Below are 18,396 nucleotides of genomic sequence, written 5' to 3'. Positions count from 1 at the left end.
ATACTTTATGATGACCCAAAAATTAAAAATCGGTATGATTGGAACCGGCTCTATCGCCCATGAGCATATTCAAGCTTATCAAAAAATGGACAATGTGGAACTTGTCGCATTTTGTGATATAAACCCACAGCAACTTGCCTTAATGGCTGACATGTACGGTATCACAAATACCTATACATCGAAAGAAGAACTCTTAGCTAATGAGGAAATTGACGCTGTCAGTGTCTGCACTTGGAATGCAGCCCATGCCGAGTGTGCCATTGCTGCTTTAAATGCCGGCAAACACGTGCTCTGTGAGAAGCCGATGGCCATTTCCCTGACAGAAGCCTTTGCCATGGAAGAAGCAGCCAAAGCAAATAATAAATTATTGATGATTGGTTTTGTCCGCCGCTTTGGTAATGACGCCAAGATTGTCACGGATTTCCGGGACAATGACTTTTTCGGTGAGATCTATTATGGTAAAGCGACTTACTTGCGACGTAATGGTAATCCCGGTGGCTGGTTCGGTGATAAATCCCGCTCTGGCGGTGGTCCATTAATTGATCTGGGCGTTCATGTCATTGACTTGTTAAACTACTTGATGGGCCAACCAAAACCAGTTTCAGTCTACGGCGCCACCTTCCACAAACTGTTTAATCGCCCAACTATTAAAGATACAGTCGAGTATTCCGCATCGGCAACCAGTGAAAAAGACAAGTGCGATGTGGAAGATTTAGCTAGTGCCATGATTCGTTTCGATAATGGTTCGGTGGTCTCCATTGAAGCTAGCTTTAGCTTAAATTTAAAGGAAGATCAAGGGAAAATCGAGTTGTTCGGTACAAAAGGCGGCGCCAGCCTGAATCCTCAGCTGGAACTTTACACGGATATCAATGGTTATATGACAGACGTACAACTTAAAACACAGACTGCTTTGGACATGAACGGTCTTTTCTACAATGAAGTCGACCATTTTGTTGATTGTATTCTAAACAATACTAAATGTTTAACACCTGCTACTGATGGCGTGACCATTATGCGGATTTTAGATGCCATTTATGAATCGGCAGAAACTGGTCACGAAGTTCTTATTTAATCCAAATAAACTAATTAATATAGGAGGTTATTATCCCATGAGACTTATTGCTGCAAGTACCTATAGTTTTAACCAATTAATTTCAGCTGGAACAATCACCCAACTGGAAAGTATTAGTCTAGCAAAGGAGCTTGGTTTTGACGCCATTGAAATCGTCGATCTGATTCATGATAATCAGCTGTCTGATCAAGAGTATGCTCAGGAATTGCGAAATGAGCTGAATCGCTTAGAATTTCCCATCACAAATTTTACATTTGGAGCTGATTTTTTAAATGGCTCCAATGGCAACTTTGATGAGGAGGTCGCTCATGTCAAGCAGATGATTGATATCGCTGATATCCTCGGTGCCAAAAGTGTGCGTCACGATGCCACCAGCGGTAAATCAGGTTACTCCTTTGAGCAAGTTCTGCCGACCCTTGTTAGAGGCTGTCTTGCCGTAACAGTTTACGGAGCCACCAAAGGGATTATGACCATGGTTGAAAATCACGGCCTCTTTTCCCAAGATAGCACGCGAATTGAGGCACTATACGCCGCTGTTAACCATCCCAACTTTAAATTACTGGTGGATATGGGCAACTTCTTATGTGTCGATGAAGATCCGACACTGGCCCTTAGCCGTCTTGCTCCCTATGCCGGTTATGCTCACGCCAAAGACTTTCATCTCAAGCCTGGGCAGGATTCTCATCCAGGTGAAGGCTTCTTTCAGACTCGAGGCGGTAATTTTCTGCGCGGCGCTATTATTGGCCATGGTAATGTGCCAGTTAAACAATGCTTAACCATTTTAACCTTGGCTGGTTATGAAGGGCCTCTTGCAATTGAATTTGAGGGCATGGAAGACAACATCGAAGGCATGCGCATTTCTTTAGCTAATTTAAAACGATACATGACATAACGATTCGAACCTGTTGACAATAACATCGCCAACAGGTTTTTTCTTATATTTATTGATAAATTTCTTAAATATTTTCAGTTTTATTTGGTTTTTAGTCCAAACATCGGTATACTGTTTCTATATAGACAGCTATGGGTTAACTAGGTCTATAGAATTTAATTTGGAAGGAATGAAATGATGGATTGGTATAATCTATTTAAAGCCGTTATTTTAGGGGTTGTCGAAGGTATCACCGAATGGCTCCCAATCAGCAGTACCGGCCACTTAATTTTAGTCGATGAATTTATTAAGCTAAATGCTTCAGCAGATTTTAAAGAGATGTTCAATGTGGTGATTCAACTTGGAGCCATTTTAGCCGTTGTGGTAATTTTCTTCCACAAACTAAATCCCTTCTCACCACAAAAAGATACGGTCGAAAAGAGAAACACTTGGGAGCTCTGGGCGAAAGTCATTATTGCTTGTTTACCGGCTGCTATCATCGGAATTCCTTTAGATGACTGGTTTGAAAAACATTTCCATAACTTTTTTTCAGTCGCCTTAATGCTAATTATCTACGGTGTCCTGTTTATTGTTGTGGAAAATTGGAACAAAGATCGGACACCTAAATGCACTGACTTAAATCGATTCACATATAAAGCCGCTGTGATTGTCGGCCTTTTCCAAGTGTTATCTTTAATGCCAGGAACCTCTCGTTCAGGTGCTACAATCATCGGAGCTCTTTTGATTGGCGCTTCCCGTTTCGTGGCAACTGAATTCTCTTTTTTCTTGAGTATTCCCGTCATGTTTGGTGCCAGCTTCCTGAAAATTCTTAAATTTTTATTAAAGGGAAACAGATTTCAGTTTGATGAAGTCATGATTTTACTAATCGGCAGTATCGTTGCCTTTTTCGTATCGATTGTCGTTATTAAATTCTTGTTAAGCTATATTAAAACAAACGACTTCAAACCTTTTGGCTGGTATCGAATCATCCTTGGTGCTATTTTAATCGGTTATTGGTTAATTCAAATGTAACACAGTCTGTGACAAGCTTTGATGCCCCATAACTCTAGCATTTAGGAGGAAGGGGCAACCAGTTGAAGATTGAAGAGAGCAGACTTTTGGAGTGTGTCTATCTCAAAATATTCTTAAAGAGAGTGGGACTGTTGTCCCCCTCTCTTTTTATCTTTTTCAGTTTATAATAATTATATTTTGATTGATAATGATAATCGTTCTCTAAATTCATATTTACAATCTAAAGAAGCTAACTAAACAACTTTATCATTTAACTTATAATAAAAGAAAATAGTTCTCATTATCAATTAGTTATTATTCATTATCATTCACAAAGGGACTCTGCTATTCTATGGGTGTAGAGGAGATGATTTAAATGAAAAAAATAACCCATGAACATAAAGTGATTTTAGCCACTGTTATCTGTGGTATATTAATGGCCACAGGTTGGCTAATAGAAAAAAGCGGCGCAAGTTACTTTCCATTCATCTATGTGGCCGGGATGATTATTGGCGGGTTTTACCAAACAAAAGAAGGCTTAGTGGAAACCTTTGAAGATAGACACTTGAGTGTTGATTTATTAATGGCTTTAGCCGCAATTGGTGCCTGTACGATTCACTATTGGTTTGAAGGTATTATGTTAACCTTCATCTTTTCCCTTAGTGGCTCTTTAGAAGAATACACGACCAATAAAAGTAAACAAGAAATTTCAAGCTTGCTTGAAATGCAGCCAGAAGATGCCTTCCGCTTATTAGCCGATGGCTCAACGGAAAAAGTCCCAGTGGAAACCTTACAAGTTGGCGATGTCTTACTGGTTCCTAAAGGAGCCAACATCCCCATTGACGGCAAGGTCAGTAAGGGCTTAGCCATCTGTGATGAAGCCTCCATTACTGGCGAGTCTTTCCCTGTTGAAAAAAACATCAGCGAAGAGATTTTTGCCGGAACGATTAATGTTGGCAATAGCTTTGAAATGATGGTCTCTAAAGAAAGCAAAGACACACTCTTTAGTAAAATCATTCAGTTGGTTGAAGAAGCACAAAATACCCCATCTAAGACAGCTAGTTTCTTAAATAGAATTGAAAATACTTATGTTAAAATCGTTCTTTTAATGGTTCCCTTAATGATTTTTCTTCCTTACTTTTTTCTTGATTGGTCTTGGAATGAAAGTTTCTATCGCGGAATGGTTCTTCTAGTTGTCGCCTCACCTTGTGCCCTTGTGGCCTCGGCTACGCCTGCCACCTTGGCTGCCATCTCATCTGGGGCTCGTAATGGGGTACTCTTCAAAGGCGGTGTTTTCCTGGAATATTTGGCAGATTTAAAAGCTATCAGTTTTGATAAGACAGGGACGTTAACTGAAGGAAAACCTGTCGTAACAGACGCCTTCTTTTTAGATGATAAGCTAAAAGAACAAGCCATCAACACGGTTGTGGCAATTGAACGAACCAGTACTCACCCATTGGCAACGGCACTTACCGACTACTTTAGAAAAGAGGTTACCGACTCACTGCCATCTTTAGTCGTTGAGGATTTGACCGGTTCAGGTATGTTAGGTCACCAGGATGGTCATGAATGGCGAGTTGGCAAAGCTGATTTTACCTCAACAACCATTTTTTCCGACAGTTTAAGTGAAGCAGTTGACAAACTGCAACAAAAGGGAAAAACAGTTGTCTTTCTCTCTCGGGACAATCAAATTATTGGCTACTTTGGTCTCTTAGATCTACCAAAGGAAGCTGCCAGAGCAACTATCAAATACTTTCACGAAGAAGGTATCCACACTACCATGATGACTGGTGACCACGAACAAACAGCTCAAGCCATTGGTCAACTGTTAAAAATTGATGAAATTCATGCTGGCTGTACCCCAGAAGAAAAAACTAACTTGATCAAAAAACAGCTCAATCATTATCCCGTTACGGCGATGGTCGGTGACGGGGTCAATGATGCGCCTGCCCTCGCAAATGCTTCAATCGGGATTGCCATGGGTCAAGGAACGGATATTGCCATTGATGTTGCGGATGTGGTTCTAATGAAAGATGATTTAGAAAAACTTCAGATGGCTCATATGCTAGCCAAGAAATTAAAACGAATCATCACTCAAAATATTATTTTCTCTGTCTCCGTGATTCTTTTATTGATTCTCTCTAATTTTATGAAAGTGGTGAGTCTACCTCTCGGTGTAATCGGTCATGAAGGAAGCACTATTCTAGTTATTTTAAATGGCTTGAGATTGCTTCGAACGGTCCATCCTAAGTACATAGCGGACCTAGGGACTAAGGTTACCCACAATAAAATTAGCCACCAACATTAAGGAAAAGGCCTGCGAGCATGCTCACAGGCCTTTTTTTATGTATTTTTAAGAACCAGTCCTGCTAAGCCGTCAGCGGCTTTCTCAGACATATCAATGGCATCTTCAAATCGTTTGAACACTTCTTTCCATTTAACCACTTCTAACACATCTTTCTCATTTGAAAATAAATCCTTAATCAACGAACTGTATAACTGATCTGCCTTCGCTTCAATCGTATTAACGTGAACAATCATATCACCTAATGTTTTGGAATTCTTAAACTTAGCAAATTCATGGGCAACCACGGCTAATCCTTCTGTTGCTTCAACCAGATATTGAGCCATTTTATCCGTTTTAGGTCGCATTTCGGTAATTAAATAATTATCAAATTGATAAGGAATTGAATTAATACCATCAAGGACATCATCAATCAATTCTGTAATAACGACGATATCTTCTCGGTCTATCGGAGTGATAAATGATCGATTTAGCTCATCCATTATTGTATCAACAATTACGTCACCTTCGCGTTCCAATACATGAATTTCTTCAGCCAATCCTTCAACTGTAGTGACATCATAATTTTGCACAATATCTAACAGTTTAGCACCAGATAGTTTAGCCTTGTCTGCTAACTCCTCAAGTGCCTTAAAATAATCAAACCCTTTTCTCTTTGCCATCCAATACGTCCTCCTTAAAATCTGCTGGTTCTGTCTTTAATCTGAACTCCAAAAGTCTTTACCTAGAATATAGCTAAAAATATTTTTGACATGATGAAGGCAATTAAGCCGCAGCCTGGAAAAGTCAGCACCCAAGCAAGTATCATTTCTTTGACAATCTTCCAATCAACACTTGATATACGCCGAGCTGCTCCAACACCCATAATAGCAGTTGTTTTTGTGTGGGTTGTGGAGACAGGAATCCCAAAAAGAGAGGCTCCTAACAAACAAATTGCGGCACTTAGATCAGCCGCAAATCCTTGATATTTTTCAAGCTTAACCATATCCATTCCAACAGATTTAATGATTCTCATACCCCCAACAGAGGTTCCGAATCCCATGGTTAAGGAACAGAGAGCCATCACCCAAATAGGGATAATAAAAGCTCCAGAAGCACTGGCCTGAACAAGTCCATTGTATGAGAGACCTAACATAAAGACTCCCATAAATTTTTGGCCATCTTGGGCACCGTGAAGAAACGCCATAGCTGCTGCACCAAACCCCTGGCCGGCAGTAAAAACTTTATTGGCTTTTTGGCGGTCCATGTTACTAAAGAACTTTTCGATAAACTTAACAACTAAAAAGCCGCCAAAAAATCCAGCAATCGTCGACACGACCAACCCAACAATCACTTTAGACCACTCGTTCATATTAACCGCTTCAAGTCCACCTAACGCCATGGCTGACCCTGTCAAACCAGCTATTAAAGCATGACTTTCACTTGTTGGAATTCCAAAATACCATGCCGCGACAGCCCAGACGACAATGGCAAACAAGGAAGAAGCCAATGCGACTTGGGCTGAATTGTTTGCGCCTTCAAATGTCACAATATTACTAATCGTCTCTGCTACTTGGGAATTGATTAAGGTCATCACCAAAGCGCCAAAAAAGTTCATCACCACAGCCATGCGAATCGCGGTTTTCGGCCTTAACACTCTCGTTGAAATAGCTGTTGCAATTGCATTTGGTGCATCTGTCCAACCATTTACAAAAATAACACCCATCACCAACGTGATTGTCACTAATAGAGCAATGTTCAAAAATTCCACCCACCTATTCTGATAGTCTATTTAAGTATATGATAACATATTTTCAGGAAAGTAAACCTCTTTTTTGAGAATGTTTTCACTATTCAATTAACAATCTATATTTATGTCCGTTATTAAGAAAAAAAATCACCAGATAGAGATAAACTTATTGCAAACTCAAAAATCATTATGTATAATGGATAATGTTGAATTACGTTCAGTTTCGACTGAAGGTAAAACTAAAGTTATCGGAGGTGAAATACATGCCAAACATTGAATCTGCAATTAAACGCGTACGTACTGCTGAAAAGTCTAACGAATTAAACTCAGGCCAAAAAGCTTCAATGCGTACTGCTATTAAAAAATTCGAACAAGGTTTAGAAGCTGGTGCTGATAACGTTGAAGAGTTATACAAAAAAGCGAGTCGTGCAATTGATATGGCTGAAACTAAAGGTCTAATCCATAAAAACAAAGCGAGCCGTGACAAATCACGTTTACACGCAAAATTAGCTAAATAATAAACAAAACCCTAGTGACGATTACGTCTACTAAGGTTTTTTTATTTGTTATTTTTTACGGCTGTAGTTTAAAATAAACAACTCAAAAATCAGTTCTTTATCCATTTGGCCTGTTTTTATTCGATAATCATTTTCCACTAATTCGGAAAAAGTTGCTTTTAAGGCCCCTAACTCAAATTTCCGAGTTTGTTGCATGGCCATCTTAACCCGATAGGGGTGTATTTTCAAGACGTCCACTATATTACTTTGCTGATAACCTGAGCCTACCATTATTTTAATTTGCAGCATTAAACGGAATTGACTAATGAGAATCGCGTTGATTTTAATCGTTTCCTCCCCTTGCAACAGTAGATCCTGATAAAGAGAGAGTGCTTGTTCTGTGCGCCCCTCCATAACATAGGTCACCATGTCAAAAATATTATGCTCCAAGGATTTTGGCACTAGGCTTTCAATCATTGGTTTTAAGATTTTTTTAGAATCTGAGGCATACAATAGAATCTTGGTCATCTCTCCCATGAGTTTTGACAAGTCCATGTCCGTCAGTCGCAATAATAAATCAAAGGCCTCTGGCGTGATCTCGTAGCCTTCATTTTTAATATACTGTTGCATGTATTGACGGACATCCTTTTCCTCCATCGCCTTCACATCGATTAGCACAGCTTCTTTTTTTAGTAACTTCACAATTTTTTTGCGCTCATCCAACTTTTCATAGTTGGCATAAAAAACCAAAATAGTCGTATCCGAGGGAGCACCTAAATAGGCTGTCAGTTCTTCAATATTATGTTCCAACCCGCCAGTCCGTTTCTCCCCCGTTAAAAAATAAGGATTTTCAACAGCGACTAACCGATAATCCCCAAAAAAAGGAATCGTATTTGCTTCTTCCACGGCTTGAGAGAGATTTGTATCATTCATATCAAATGACGCAAAATTTAACTCATCATCTTCTGTCCGAATAATTTGCTTGGTAATTTCCCGCTTAAAGGTATCACTTAAAAAGCGTTCCTCACCTAAAACCAAATAAATGGGCGCTAGCTGACCCGTTTTAATTTTCTTTAATTCTTGTTGTAAACTCATTTTATCATCCACTCTTTTACGTTCTTTTACTCTCTCTATCCTATCATTATCAGCGTCTTTTTCCTAGTAACTTTTCCTGATTGTTTGAACATCTGATAACTCCGAATCCCAGATTGACCACTGATAGTAAATCATACCCTGTTGGTCAGTTTGATAAACTTTCATTCCAGCGTCCCTTAAACGACTAAGTGTTTCATCATGGGGATGGCCAAAACGATTGTTAATTCCACAAGAAATAACCCCAGCCTTACCTTTAAGCTGTTTGAGAAAGGCCTCTGTTGAAGAGCTTCGACTACCATGATGAGCAACTTTTAGGATATCCGCCGAAAGTCCGGGAAAGTGAGCCAATAAATCAGTCTCGCCAAGTGCTTCTAAATCCCCTGTAAACATTATTTTCTTTCCCTTGAGGCCCAACAACAAGACCATTGAATCATTATTTCCGCCATCACCTATTTCCTGAGGAGACAAAACTTCTAAGCGATAATCCTGATTTTGCCAAACATCCCCTACTGCAGTTACACTTTGTTTTATTTGTTTCTCTAATTGCCCCAAGGCCTTTTGAAAATTACTTTGTCTGGCAGTGCCTGCTGGGTATAGAAGTTCTTTTATTTCAAAAACCCGATTGATCTCTATAAGATCACCAAAATGGTCTTCATCTCCGTGAGAAATAAAGACTTGATCCAAGGTCTTCACGCCCCGACTCTTTAAAAACGGCACTAAAGTATAACTGGCCTGACTGGAAATATTTACCTTTTTCTGCCAAGCTTCTGCTACTTCAAAAGGTAAACGACCTCCTGTATCAATTAAAATTATTTCTTGACGAAAGGGTCGCTGGATTAAGATACTATCCCCTTGCCCCACATCAACAAAAGCCACGATCCCCTTAGTTTCCATAAACTTAGCTGAACTTGGTAGACAGATAATAAGCAACAATAGACCCCACCTCGTCACTTTTTTCTGATAAGGCTGTGACAACCATTTGAAACTTATAATCAAACAAGTTAAGTAAAGAATTGGCTGTAAACTGCCTGTCACCACCTTCAAGGAATCGATTGAACTAATCCTTCCTAAGACTTGTTGGAAGACCTTTAAAGTTGATTCTATGAACTCTGAGAGCCTCCCTGCCTGATGAAGGAAACTAATCCCTAATAGAAAACTAAGTAGTGGCAACAAAAGGCGACTAAAAACAGGTAGTAGGATAAACGTTAGGACCATTCCTAAGAGATGCCATTCATAAAAATTCGCACTTATTATGGGAATAGCCAGCATTGACATCACCAGTGAAAAAACTAACTGCCGAAACGGCGGTTTTACGTTAGCTACAAGGGGTCGTAGATAAATAATATAAAAGGAAAGGCCAAAGGATAGCTGGCCGGCTGCCTGAAAGAGCACATACGGGTTAATGACAAGGCTGAGGACCAAGGTAGCTGACCAACTATCCAACTCTGAAAACTGCCAATTAAATCGGCGATTAAGAGAGCTTAGCCCGATAAAAACCACACTACGGCCCACACTCGTTGAAAAGCCGGCTAAAAACAAATAAACAAACAGAAAAACCAGCTCTAGCCAAAAAACGGTCTCCACTGTTATTCCCAGACGTAACAACATGTACCTAAAGTGGCTGATAAAGAAAAAAATATGCATCCCTGAAATACTGAAGAAGTGTAAAATTCCCAGTTGACTCCAAACCTCTTGTTGACTCTTGAAAGTAGAATCTTTAATTCCTAAAAACAAACTCTTCATATAAGAGGCTGTCACAGCTGAAAAGGTCTGATCAATGTATACCGACAAATGACGGCGCCAAACCTTTAGTAATTGGATCATCGTCTTAATTGAATAATCGCCTTGTGCCCTGATGGTTACCAGTTTCCCAACACGATAAATGCCCTTCTCCAATAAAAACTGCTGGTAGTTAAAACCGTCTAAATTTCGTTGGCCAACTGGTTCTTCCAATTCAACTTCTCCCACTAGCTCAAAGAACGCCCTTTGGTTCGCAAAGGCCTCTTTTTCTAACTCCGACTGCAGTTGATAATGAAGGGCGTACGATTCGCCCGTTTTTTGGTTACGTCCTTCAAACTTTAAACTATCTCCATCACTAATTAGACTGTTAGGGTCGACTAACAGAGTCAGCTGACTTTTTTCTGCTAGCGGACTTTCTTGAGAGGAAGGTGATTGCCAATAAAAATAAGCACCAAAGATCATCGACACAAAAAAACAGCTCACTATTAAAAGGAGCTGTTGACTTCGATATAAGCGTACCAAAAAAAAGAGGGCGATCAGTATGACTAGCCAACTGTTTCTGAAAAATAACCAAGTCGTAATGGTCGCACTTAGTGCCATAAAGATAAGATAGCCCTTTAAGGTTTCCAGTTGTTTCATTTCTTGCTTGTTCTTAATCGATTGTTTCTCCATCATGCCCGAATTGTATTTCAGTAAAATACTGAGGTGACAGTACCACTTGGTCCACAGTAGCCCCTGTTTTTTCAATCAAATTAAGGGCATAGGAATCATTACGATAATCTTTCAAATAATGAATTTTACGGATTCCCGCCTGCAAAATCATTTTTGTACATTGTAAGCAGGGAAAGTGAGTGACATAAATCTCAGCATCTTCTGTTGGCACACCGAATTTCGCACACTGTAAAATGGCATTCATTTCCGCGTGAATCGTTCGTACGCAATGATCGTCTACAACGTAGCAGCCTTCATCAATACAATGGATATCACCACTAACCGATCCATTATACCCTCCGGCAATGATCCGTTTATCTCGGACGATTGTCGCTCCAACTGCTAATCTTGAGCAAGTACTTCTTAAAGATAATAAGACACTTTGGGCCATGAAATATTGATCCCAAGGAATTCGTTCAAAGGTCACACCAATCGACTCACTTTCTATTTCTGGTTTTCTTTATTGTATAGGTTGACCTTGGTAAATTGCAACTATTATCTGAAATTATCTCTAAATCCTCTAGTAGTTTCTTTTTCTGTATTTAACTGAAAAATCCCCTTTCTTCATTTATAGGTCAATCTCATCTTTTAGATTCTCAACCGTTTTATCTCCAATTCCACTGACTTTTTTCAAGTCTTCGACTGTTTTAAATGAACCGTGTTCTTCACGATAAGCAATAATAGCCGCCGCTTTTTTTTCACCGATGCCATTTAACTGTTGCAATGTCAATGAATCGGCCGTATTCAAATTGACTTTGGAAGAAGCTGTTTGTTTAACCCCGTTAGCCCTTTCACCGGCTTGTCTCTCTTGCCACTGCTCTAAATCTTCAGCAGATGTCGGTATGTAAATAACCATCTGATCTTCCACAATCTGGGCAAAATTGACTTGATTTTGATCTGCTTCTTCAGTGAACCCTCCTGCCATATTTACCACATCCAACACTCGCGCTTGATTCCCTATTTGATACATCCCTGGTTGCAAGACCGCCCCTTTTACATCAGCATAAATCACTGTTTCGCCACTTGTCTCTGTTGTTTCTTCCTCACTCATCTTTTCAATAGAGCTCTCTGTCTGCGTGACGGTCTCTCGTTTTCCTAAGAAAATTACGCCCATTACCAGAACAGCCACACTGCTAATAACTAACATAATAGCTGCTTGCTGATTTACTTTAATCCACCTGACAATATTAGTCATTTTGATTCCCCCTAATTGCATCTTGTGCTCTCATTATATAAGTACGTAAAAACCTGCTTTTCATTTTTATTTGCTTATCTTTTTTTTCAGGATTACACTTTAATTAAAAGAAAACCACGAATGAGGATAGAAAAAGATTACTTGAAACGTATATTAAGATGAAGATAGGAGGAAGGACCAAATGAATGAGGATGATATGGCGATGTTAGCACTCGTAAAAGCTGGTGATTACCTTGGCTTAGAGTATTTAATTGAGTTGTACGGGACAGATATCTTAAGAACTATTCATTATATTTTGAATCATCCTGCTGAAAACAGTTTTATTGAAGACGTTCAAAACAAAGTTTTTTATCGATTATGGCAAGAGTTAAAACAGTACAACCCAGAAAAAAGTAGCTTAAAAACCTGGATAACAGTTATTGCAAGAAATCAGGCTTTAGACGAAAAACGACGAATTATTCGACAATTGAAAATCACACCGACTGATTCCCCTGACACAGATGAACAAATTGAAGAACATTACTTTGAACGGGAGAACTTTTTAGCATTGCTGGTTGCTCTTAGTACGGAAGATCAAGTTATTTTTTTAAAACATTATTTTTATCAAGACAAAATTGCGGATATCGCCAATGACCTGTATTTATCACCTGAGATCGTTTATAACCGGCTATCGCGTGGTCGTAAAAAATTACGCCAACATTTACAAAAAAAGAAAGGACAGGAATACAATGAATAGCAAAAACATCTTTAAACAAGCTGTGAACAACATGTATCAACGCCAGACTATCACGCCTAATGATACTCACGAATTAACCGCTGAAGAAAAGAAACAACTCTTCACTCAAACTCAAATGTATATTCAACTGGAAGAAATCGTGGATGACTTATCAAAGGATCTTGCACGTGGGGAAGAAATTGCTGGTTATATTCCCTTTACCAATGAAGGCAACTCTGCCGTAGCAACTAGTGGCATTATGGGGATGACATATGTGACTACGGCTAAAGCAAAAAAATACCGAGATAATTTTCATGACTTACGTGGGAATCGTTTGTTAATTTTTACTAATCAACGAATGATTTTCACCATCTTGATTGAATTTCTAGAAGAACGTCGCTACTACTCTTATCCCTATGATAAGATTCAGGCCATTCGCTTTGAAAAACACGCCATCGGCTATTTCGATCGACCTAAAGGTAAATTCCTGCCTAAACGGCAAAAAACTTACTGGTACACCCTTGATTTCCAATCTCAAACAAATATTTTTACTGAAGTACTACAGCTATCAGAGGTGAAAAAATTCCAAGAATTAGTTGATACCTTACCGGCATTAAAAGCAATCACAATCGATGAGAACATGCATCGAGATACCCCCTTTAATTATCTTTTTAGTAATACTAAACTTGCCATTTGGCTGTTTAATGGGATTTGGATAACTATTCTTATATTCTTTATCTTAGCTATTACCATTCAGATAATACGCGGCAACGGACCTTGGTCTCAATGGTTTGAAGAAATAAAACGGCTAAATACTGCTTTTCTTTATATAGTGCCTATTGAGTAATCACTAAGGATTGAAGACTGACGAATCATTAAACTTTCAGCTGAGAAAAACTGAAAACGTCTCTGAAGCTTGATTACGGGCATGATCCAATGGAACCATCTGTTTGATTATTGAACAAGAGGTCTTTATCAGTCATTTCTAACAAAATTCCTATAAATTGAAATGAATCCATAATTCCGTTCAGATCCATCAAAGATTATGGGAAAGCAGCTCGACTTAATAAAAAGTCGAGCTGCCTTTTTTCATATACATGTCTCATATATCTCCCTTTAATCTACCACACGCGGCTTCACCTACATCTGGATTCTTAGAATTTGCCTTGCGGTTCACAAGAAAATCTAAAAAAAAGCCAAGCTTTTCAGCTCGGCTCGGAAAGATTTATTTTTCTTCCTCTTCTTCTTCATCAAGATCGTAATCAATGTCGTCTTCATCAATGATAGTTAATTCGTCCTCAACACCTACTGGGACTTCTTCTTCATCAATATCATCGGCACCAATTTCAGATAAATCTTTATTATATTCAGCGATTTCTTCTTCGTCTTCTTCCTCTTCGTCGTCGATGTAATCATCGTCTTCATCGTCAACCAAGTCGGCATCTTCCGGATCATCATCATTGTAATCAATGGCGTCTTCATCGTTCATATCTAAGAAAGCATTGACTTTTTTACGTTTCTTACGACGTGGCGTATCCTCGTCTTCGTCTTCTCCCATATGAGAAACTTCTTCGTCAATTGAATCGATTGGATACCATGAGCGTAAGCCCCAACGGTTTTCTCCAAGAGAAATAAAACTACCATCCAGATTTAAATCTGTATAAAATTGTGGCAAGATTTCGCGAATATCGCTATCAGCTTTACCTAAAAAGTTTTGGATTTGGTTAACTAAATCTGAAAATTCCATGACATCAGCGCGTTGTTCCAAGATTGCATGAGCAACTTCAATCATTGATAATTCATCTTTGTCGATACCTTCAAAAGCTTTTATTTCCAAACGGCACACGTCCTTTCACAGTCTACTCCTTATCATACAATAATATGCTTATAAAAAGCAATGAAAACATGCATTTTCTCATGAAAACTACTGGAAAAGTCAATCTTCTATCAGGCTGTAAAAGCTAAACGCAAATGGTAAACCCCAAGTTTTTCCTCGCCAGCATATAAATCGTAATCAATTGATACTTGTCCTGATGTAGGTTGATCTTTTAAAGTAACACGCAAATTATTAGTAAACGTTCTGACTTCCATCATGCCATAAGGAGTCCGATAGTTTGAGTGATTCTCTTTTTGATAGTTAAACCGTAAACGAGTACGCGTTTTGCTTGCACGGATTAGCTGAACGGTCCCATCGGCTTCAATTTTGATCGTTACAGGTATTGGCTCTTCCCCTTCTTCCCCATCCTCCTGATAACGCAGATAGAGGGTGCTTCCCATCTGGACAAGTTGACCTGCAACATCAAAAAAGTGTTCTTGTTTGTCGTTATTTTGATAAATTTCTGTTTGCAACTGAATTTGTACCGGTGTTCCATTTTTCACTGTTCATTGACCCCTTTGTTTACTTATTTAATCAGCTAATAATTCTTCTGCTAAAGCCCGATCGACAACTAACAGATTGGCGCACCTACCTGACAATAATGCCTGAATAGCCCTTGCCTTCTGACTACCTGCAGCGATTAACATCGTATTGGGAATAGCTTCTAACGCTTCCACTTTTATCCCAATCATGCGCTCTGTCATTTTATTGTCAATCGTTTTGCCATTTTTGTCAAATAAAGAACCTACAGCATCCCCTATAATTGCGTCATCTCTTAAACACTCAGCTGTCATATACCCAAGCTGGCGCCAGGTTGAGGACTGTTGAGGATTGCCTACGCCTATTAAAGCTAGATCAACGGCTTCGGCTTCTCTCAGTGCCCTTTGGACCAATCGGCTTTGATTGAGAACCTTGGCTAATTCTTTAGTTTCAGCCAAAGCTGGTGCATACAAATAACTGCATCCTGCCCCTAGCTTTTCACTTAAACGAAAAGCTAAATGATTGGTATCGTAGTAAACATGCTGACTAGCCACTCCACCAACTAACGGCCGAACCATAATCTCAGAAAATCCTTCATAAGGCATAGCATCAACCACTTTTGCCAATGTAGTCCCCCAGGATATGCCAATTGATTGAATATTAGGTAGATAACTGCTCACAAGCCCTGCCGCTCCTTGGGCAAGTCCGCGCTGAGTCTCAGCATAGTCTGTCTCACTAGGTACGACAATAGCGTCTCGTAAACCATACTTTCTTGTTAAATCATTAGCCAACTGAACGACCTCAGCATTTTCGTCTTTAATGTAGATGGTGACAATCCCTTGCTCTTTAGCTGACTGTAACATCTTGGAAATAACTGGTCGCGAAATCCCTACCTGTCTTGCAATGTCAGATTGAGTCAACCCCTCTCGATAATACAAACTGGCGACTTTTAACAGTTTCCGATGGTCTTCAGTTAACTTCATGCTCATCCTCGCCTCCTTGCGACATCTGGTAAAGTGCTTCGACAATCGTGGTCACCTGTGGGATAGCCAGTTGCTCCAATTCTGCCGCAACTGGCATTGGAACAGCCTCCCCACCTAATCGACGGATCGGTTGCTTAAGAGTCCTTGCAACATCACTTTCGGCAATCTGTGCCACAATCTCGCCACCAAAGCCACCTCTTTTAACAGATTCTGTCACCACTATAACCCGACGCGTTTTAGCCACACTGGCTAAGAGTGTTTCGATGTCTAAAGGAACCAGGGTTCTAGGATCAATCACTTCCACCGAGATATCATTTGCTACCTGTTCCGCCGCTTCAAGGGCTTTATAAACCATGATGCTTGTGGCAACCAGGGTCACATCAGTTCCTTCTCGTTTGATATCTGCCACACCTAAAGGAATTTCATAGTAGCTTTCTGGTACTTGAGACATTTCTTGATAACAGAGTTTGTGTTCATAAATGATTACTGGATTGTCGTCTGCAATTGCCGCATGAAGCAATCCCTTGGCATCATAAGCAGTTGCTGGTTGAACTACTTTCAGCCCCGGAATATGAGCCAGCCAGTTTTCTAAACTTTGAGAATGCTGAGATCCAGCACCAGTTCCAGACCCTCCTGCAGTTCTTAAAACAAGAGGAACTTTAAGTTGACCACCTGACATATAGTGAACTTTAGCTGCTTGATTGACCAACTGATCCATGGCAATCGTAATAAAATCAGAAAACTGCAACTCAACAATCGGACGTAATCCTGTCATAGCGGACCCGACAGCAACGCCTGTCAATGCGCTCTCGGAAATCGGCGTATCTCGAACCCTACTTTTCCCATACTTAGCTTGTAATCCTTGTGTCACACCAAAACCCCCACCATAAATGCCTATATCTTCTCCAATAAGGTATACTCTCTCATCGGCGGCCATGGCTTCATCCAAGGCTTCGTTTAAAGCATCCCGATAACTTAGTTGTCTCATAGTCGTCCTCCTGCATAGACGTCTTTATATAAATCAGCAGCACTCGGTCGTGGGTCATTTTTGACACTAGTGACCAGTGCTGTCAATTCTATTTTTAATCCCATGACCAGCTCATCCAATGCCCTTTCTGTGATGAGTTGTTCCTGTAATAATCTAGCTGTTAAGCGCTCAATCGGGTCTCGTTCTTGCCACTCCCGTTCTTCCTTAGAAGTTCGATATAGTCGTTTATCCGATTTAGAGTGACCCCGATGACGATAGGTTAAAGCCTCAATTAAGGTCGGCCCTGCTCCTTGACGGCACCTCTCAATCGCCTTGTGAGTCTCATCAATAACTGCTACAATGTCATTGCCATCGATTGTGACACCTGGAATCCCATAGCTACTCCCTCGCTCAGAAACCTGGGAGACGTTCATCATCTCTGTGATCGATGAACTCATCCCATATTGATTATTTTCGATAAAAAAAATAACAGGCAACTGCCAGATGCTTGCTAAATTAAGGGCTTCATGGAAACTACCTTCATTAACTGAACCATCGCCGTTATACGCCATGACAACTTGGTCCGTCCCCTTCATTTGTGCTGTCAGGGCGGCACCAGTTGCTAAAGGATAATTTCCTCCAACAATCCCATTGGAACCCAGATTCCCAACTGAGGTATCTGTAATATGCATGCTTCCGCCTTTGCCGTGATTGAGGCCGGTCTTACGACCAAGTATCTCCGCCAGCATCCCACGCATATCGGTGCCTTTTCCTAAAGAATGTCCATGATTTCGGTGAGTCGACATCATCCAGTCATCCGTCTTCAATAAGTAAGCACTACCGACTGCTGTTGCTTCCTGGCCGATACATAAATGCATCGTACCGTGAATTTCACCTTCTTGATAAAGTCGCTCAAGTTCCTCTTCAAATAAGCGAATCCGCCACATTTCTCTAAGTAAAACAACAAACTCCTCATCTTTCAACTGAGCCTTATTCACTAATATTTGCCCGCACTCTTTCAAATTAAGCTCTCCTTTTACTTTGGAGGTCCGATGTCCCTTACTTCTAAGCAATCATAGATTGTAAGAGTAACGGCTCTCCTTTTACTTTGGAGGTCCGATGTCCCTTACTTCTAAGCAATCATAGATT

At 40.0% G+C, this 18,396-nt stretch carries 18 protein-coding genes; 7 read left to right on the top strand and 11 right to left on the bottom strand.

From position 1 onward, the window contains the following. The first annotated feature begins 7 nt into the window (after positions 1 to 7). The 4 genes from RWN13_RS20660 to RWN13_RS20645 all read left to right on the top strand — a co-directional run bounded on the left by RWN13_RS20660 (position 8) and on the right by RWN13_RS20645 (position 5,262). Positions 8 to 1,072, top strand: a complete 1,065-nt coding sequence (locus tag RWN13_RS20660; RefSeq protein WP_314067613.1) for a Gfo/Idh/MocA family oxidoreductase — start codon at positions 8 to 10, stop codon at positions 1,070 to 1,072. Positions 1,073 to 1,109: 37 nt separating this feature from the next. Then, entirely contained in the window at positions 1,110 to 1,964 is an 855-nt protein-coding gene (locus RWN13_RS20655) for a sugar phosphate isomerase/epimerase family protein (RefSeq protein ID WP_314067611.1), read from the top strand. A gap of 177 nt (positions 1,965 to 2,141) precedes the next feature. Next, complete coding sequence (locus RWN13_RS20650) at positions 2,142 to 2,975, top strand: undecaprenyl-diphosphate phosphatase (RefSeq protein ID WP_314067646.1); 834 nt, start codon at positions 2,142 to 2,144, stop codon at positions 2,973 to 2,975. A 355-nt stretch (positions 2,976 to 3,330) separates the two neighbouring features. Then, positions 3,331 to 5,262: a heavy metal translocating P-type ATPase gene (locus tag RWN13_RS20645; RefSeq protein WP_314067609.1), complete on the top strand. Its 1,932-nt coding sequence runs from the start codon at positions 3,331 to 3,333 to the stop codon at positions 5,260 to 5,262. 35 nt (positions 5,263 to 5,297) lie between these two features. Here the strand turns inward: RWN13_RS20645 and RWN13_RS20640 are convergent, their stop codons facing one another. Both RWN13_RS20640 and RWN13_RS20635 read right to left on the bottom strand, forming a co-directional pair. Continuing rightward, positions 5,298 to 5,921: a DUF47 family protein gene (locus RWN13_RS20640; protein ID WP_314067607.1), complete on the bottom strand. Its 624-nt coding sequence runs from the start codon at positions 5,919 to 5,921 to the stop codon at positions 5,298 to 5,300. Positions 5,922 to 5,983: 62 nt separating this feature from the next. Next, positions 5,984 to 6,964: an inorganic phosphate transporter gene (locus RWN13_RS20635; protein WP_314067645.1), complete on the bottom strand. Its 981-nt coding sequence runs from the start codon at positions 6,962 to 6,964 to the stop codon at positions 5,984 to 5,986. A gap of 287 nt (positions 6,965 to 7,251) precedes the next feature. Between RWN13_RS20635 and rpsT the strand changes: the two genes are divergently transcribed. Further along, positions 7,252 to 7,506, top strand: a complete 255-nt coding sequence (gene rpsT / locus RWN13_RS20630) for a 30S ribosomal protein S20 (protein ID WP_314067605.1) — start codon at positions 7,252 to 7,254, stop codon at positions 7,504 to 7,506. A gap of 48 nt (positions 7,507 to 7,554) precedes the next feature. On the opposite strand, the gene holA is transcribed toward rpsT, so the two are convergent. The 4 genes from holA to RWN13_RS20610 form a co-directional block, all read right to left on the bottom strand. Then, on the bottom strand, positions 7,555 to 8,580 hold the full coding sequence (gene holA, locus RWN13_RS20625; RefSeq protein ID WP_314067604.1) for a DNA polymerase III subunit delta: 1,026 nt from the start codon (positions 8,578 to 8,580) through the stop codon (positions 7,555 to 7,557). 63 nt (positions 8,581 to 8,643) lie between these two features. Continuing rightward, entirely contained in the window at positions 8,644 to 10,995 is a 2,352-nt protein-coding gene (locus RWN13_RS20620; RefSeq protein ID WP_314067603.1) for a DNA internalization-related competence protein ComEC/Rec2, read from the bottom strand. Beyond that, the gene (locus RWN13_RS20615; RefSeq protein WP_314067601.1) at positions 10,973 to 11,458 is read right to left on the bottom strand and encodes a ComE operon protein 2; all 486 of its coding nucleotides are present in this window, start codon (positions 11,456 to 11,458) and stop codon (positions 10,973 to 10,975) included. Before RWN13_RS20615 ends, RWN13_RS20620 begins: the two co-directional genes overlap by 23 nt. Positions 11,459 to 11,599: 141 nt before the next feature. Next, complete coding sequence (locus RWN13_RS20610) at positions 11,600 to 12,226, bottom strand: helix-hairpin-helix domain-containing protein (RefSeq protein WP_314067599.1); 627 nt, start codon at positions 12,224 to 12,226, stop codon at positions 11,600 to 11,602. A gap of 181 nt (positions 12,227 to 12,407) precedes the next feature. Between RWN13_RS20610 and RWN13_RS20605 the strand changes: the two genes are divergently transcribed. After that, entirely contained in the window at positions 12,408 to 12,962 is a 555-nt protein-coding gene (locus RWN13_RS20605) for a sigma-70 family RNA polymerase sigma factor (RefSeq protein ID WP_314067597.1), read from the top strand. After that, entirely contained in the window at positions 12,955 to 13,788 is an 834-nt protein-coding gene (locus tag RWN13_RS20600) for a PH domain-containing protein (RefSeq protein ID WP_314067596.1), read from the top strand. Before RWN13_RS20605 ends, RWN13_RS20600 begins: the two co-directional genes overlap by 8 nt. A 378-nt stretch (positions 13,789 to 14,166) precedes the next feature. Here the strand turns inward: RWN13_RS20600 and rpoE are convergent, their stop codons facing one another. From rpoE to RWN13_RS20575, 5 genes are all read right to left on the bottom strand, one after another. Next, entirely contained in the window at positions 14,167 to 14,778 is a 612-nt protein-coding gene (gene rpoE / locus RWN13_RS20595) for a DNA-directed RNA polymerase subunit delta (protein ID WP_314067594.1), read from the bottom strand. 110 nt (positions 14,779 to 14,888) lie between these two features. Beyond that, positions 14,889 to 15,320 (bottom strand): DUF1934 domain-containing protein, encoded by a 432-nt coding sequence (locus RWN13_RS20590; RefSeq protein WP_314067593.1) that lies wholly within the window; start codon positions 15,318 to 15,320, stop codon positions 14,889 to 14,891. A 27-nt stretch (positions 15,321 to 15,347) separates the two neighbouring features. Next, complete coding sequence (locus tag RWN13_RS20585) at positions 15,348 to 16,286, bottom strand: sugar-binding transcriptional regulator (RefSeq protein ID WP_314067592.1); 939 nt, start codon at positions 16,284 to 16,286, stop codon at positions 15,348 to 15,350. Beyond that, entirely contained in the window at positions 16,267 to 17,268 is a 1,002-nt protein-coding gene (locus tag RWN13_RS20580; RefSeq protein ID WP_314067591.1) for an alpha-ketoacid dehydrogenase subunit beta, read from the bottom strand. Before RWN13_RS20580 ends, RWN13_RS20585 begins: the two co-directional genes overlap by 20 nt. Further along, positions 17,265 to 18,269: a thiamine pyrophosphate-dependent dehydrogenase E1 component subunit alpha gene (locus tag RWN13_RS20575; protein ID WP_314067588.1), complete on the bottom strand. Its 1,005-nt coding sequence runs from the start codon at positions 18,267 to 18,269 to the stop codon at positions 17,265 to 17,267. The genes RWN13_RS20580 and RWN13_RS20575 overlap by 4 nt, the downstream gene beginning before the upstream one ends. Positions 18,270 to 18,396: the final 127 nt, after the last annotated feature.

The sequence above is a fragment of the uncultured Vagococcus sp. genome, from assembly GCF_963518325.1.
Taxonomy (GTDB): Bacteria; Bacillota; Bacilli; order Lactobacillales; family Vagococcaceae; genus Vagococcus_D.
The sequence above is the reverse complement of the archived record's forward strand: the minus strand, read 5'-3'. Positions and strand labels throughout refer to the sequence as shown.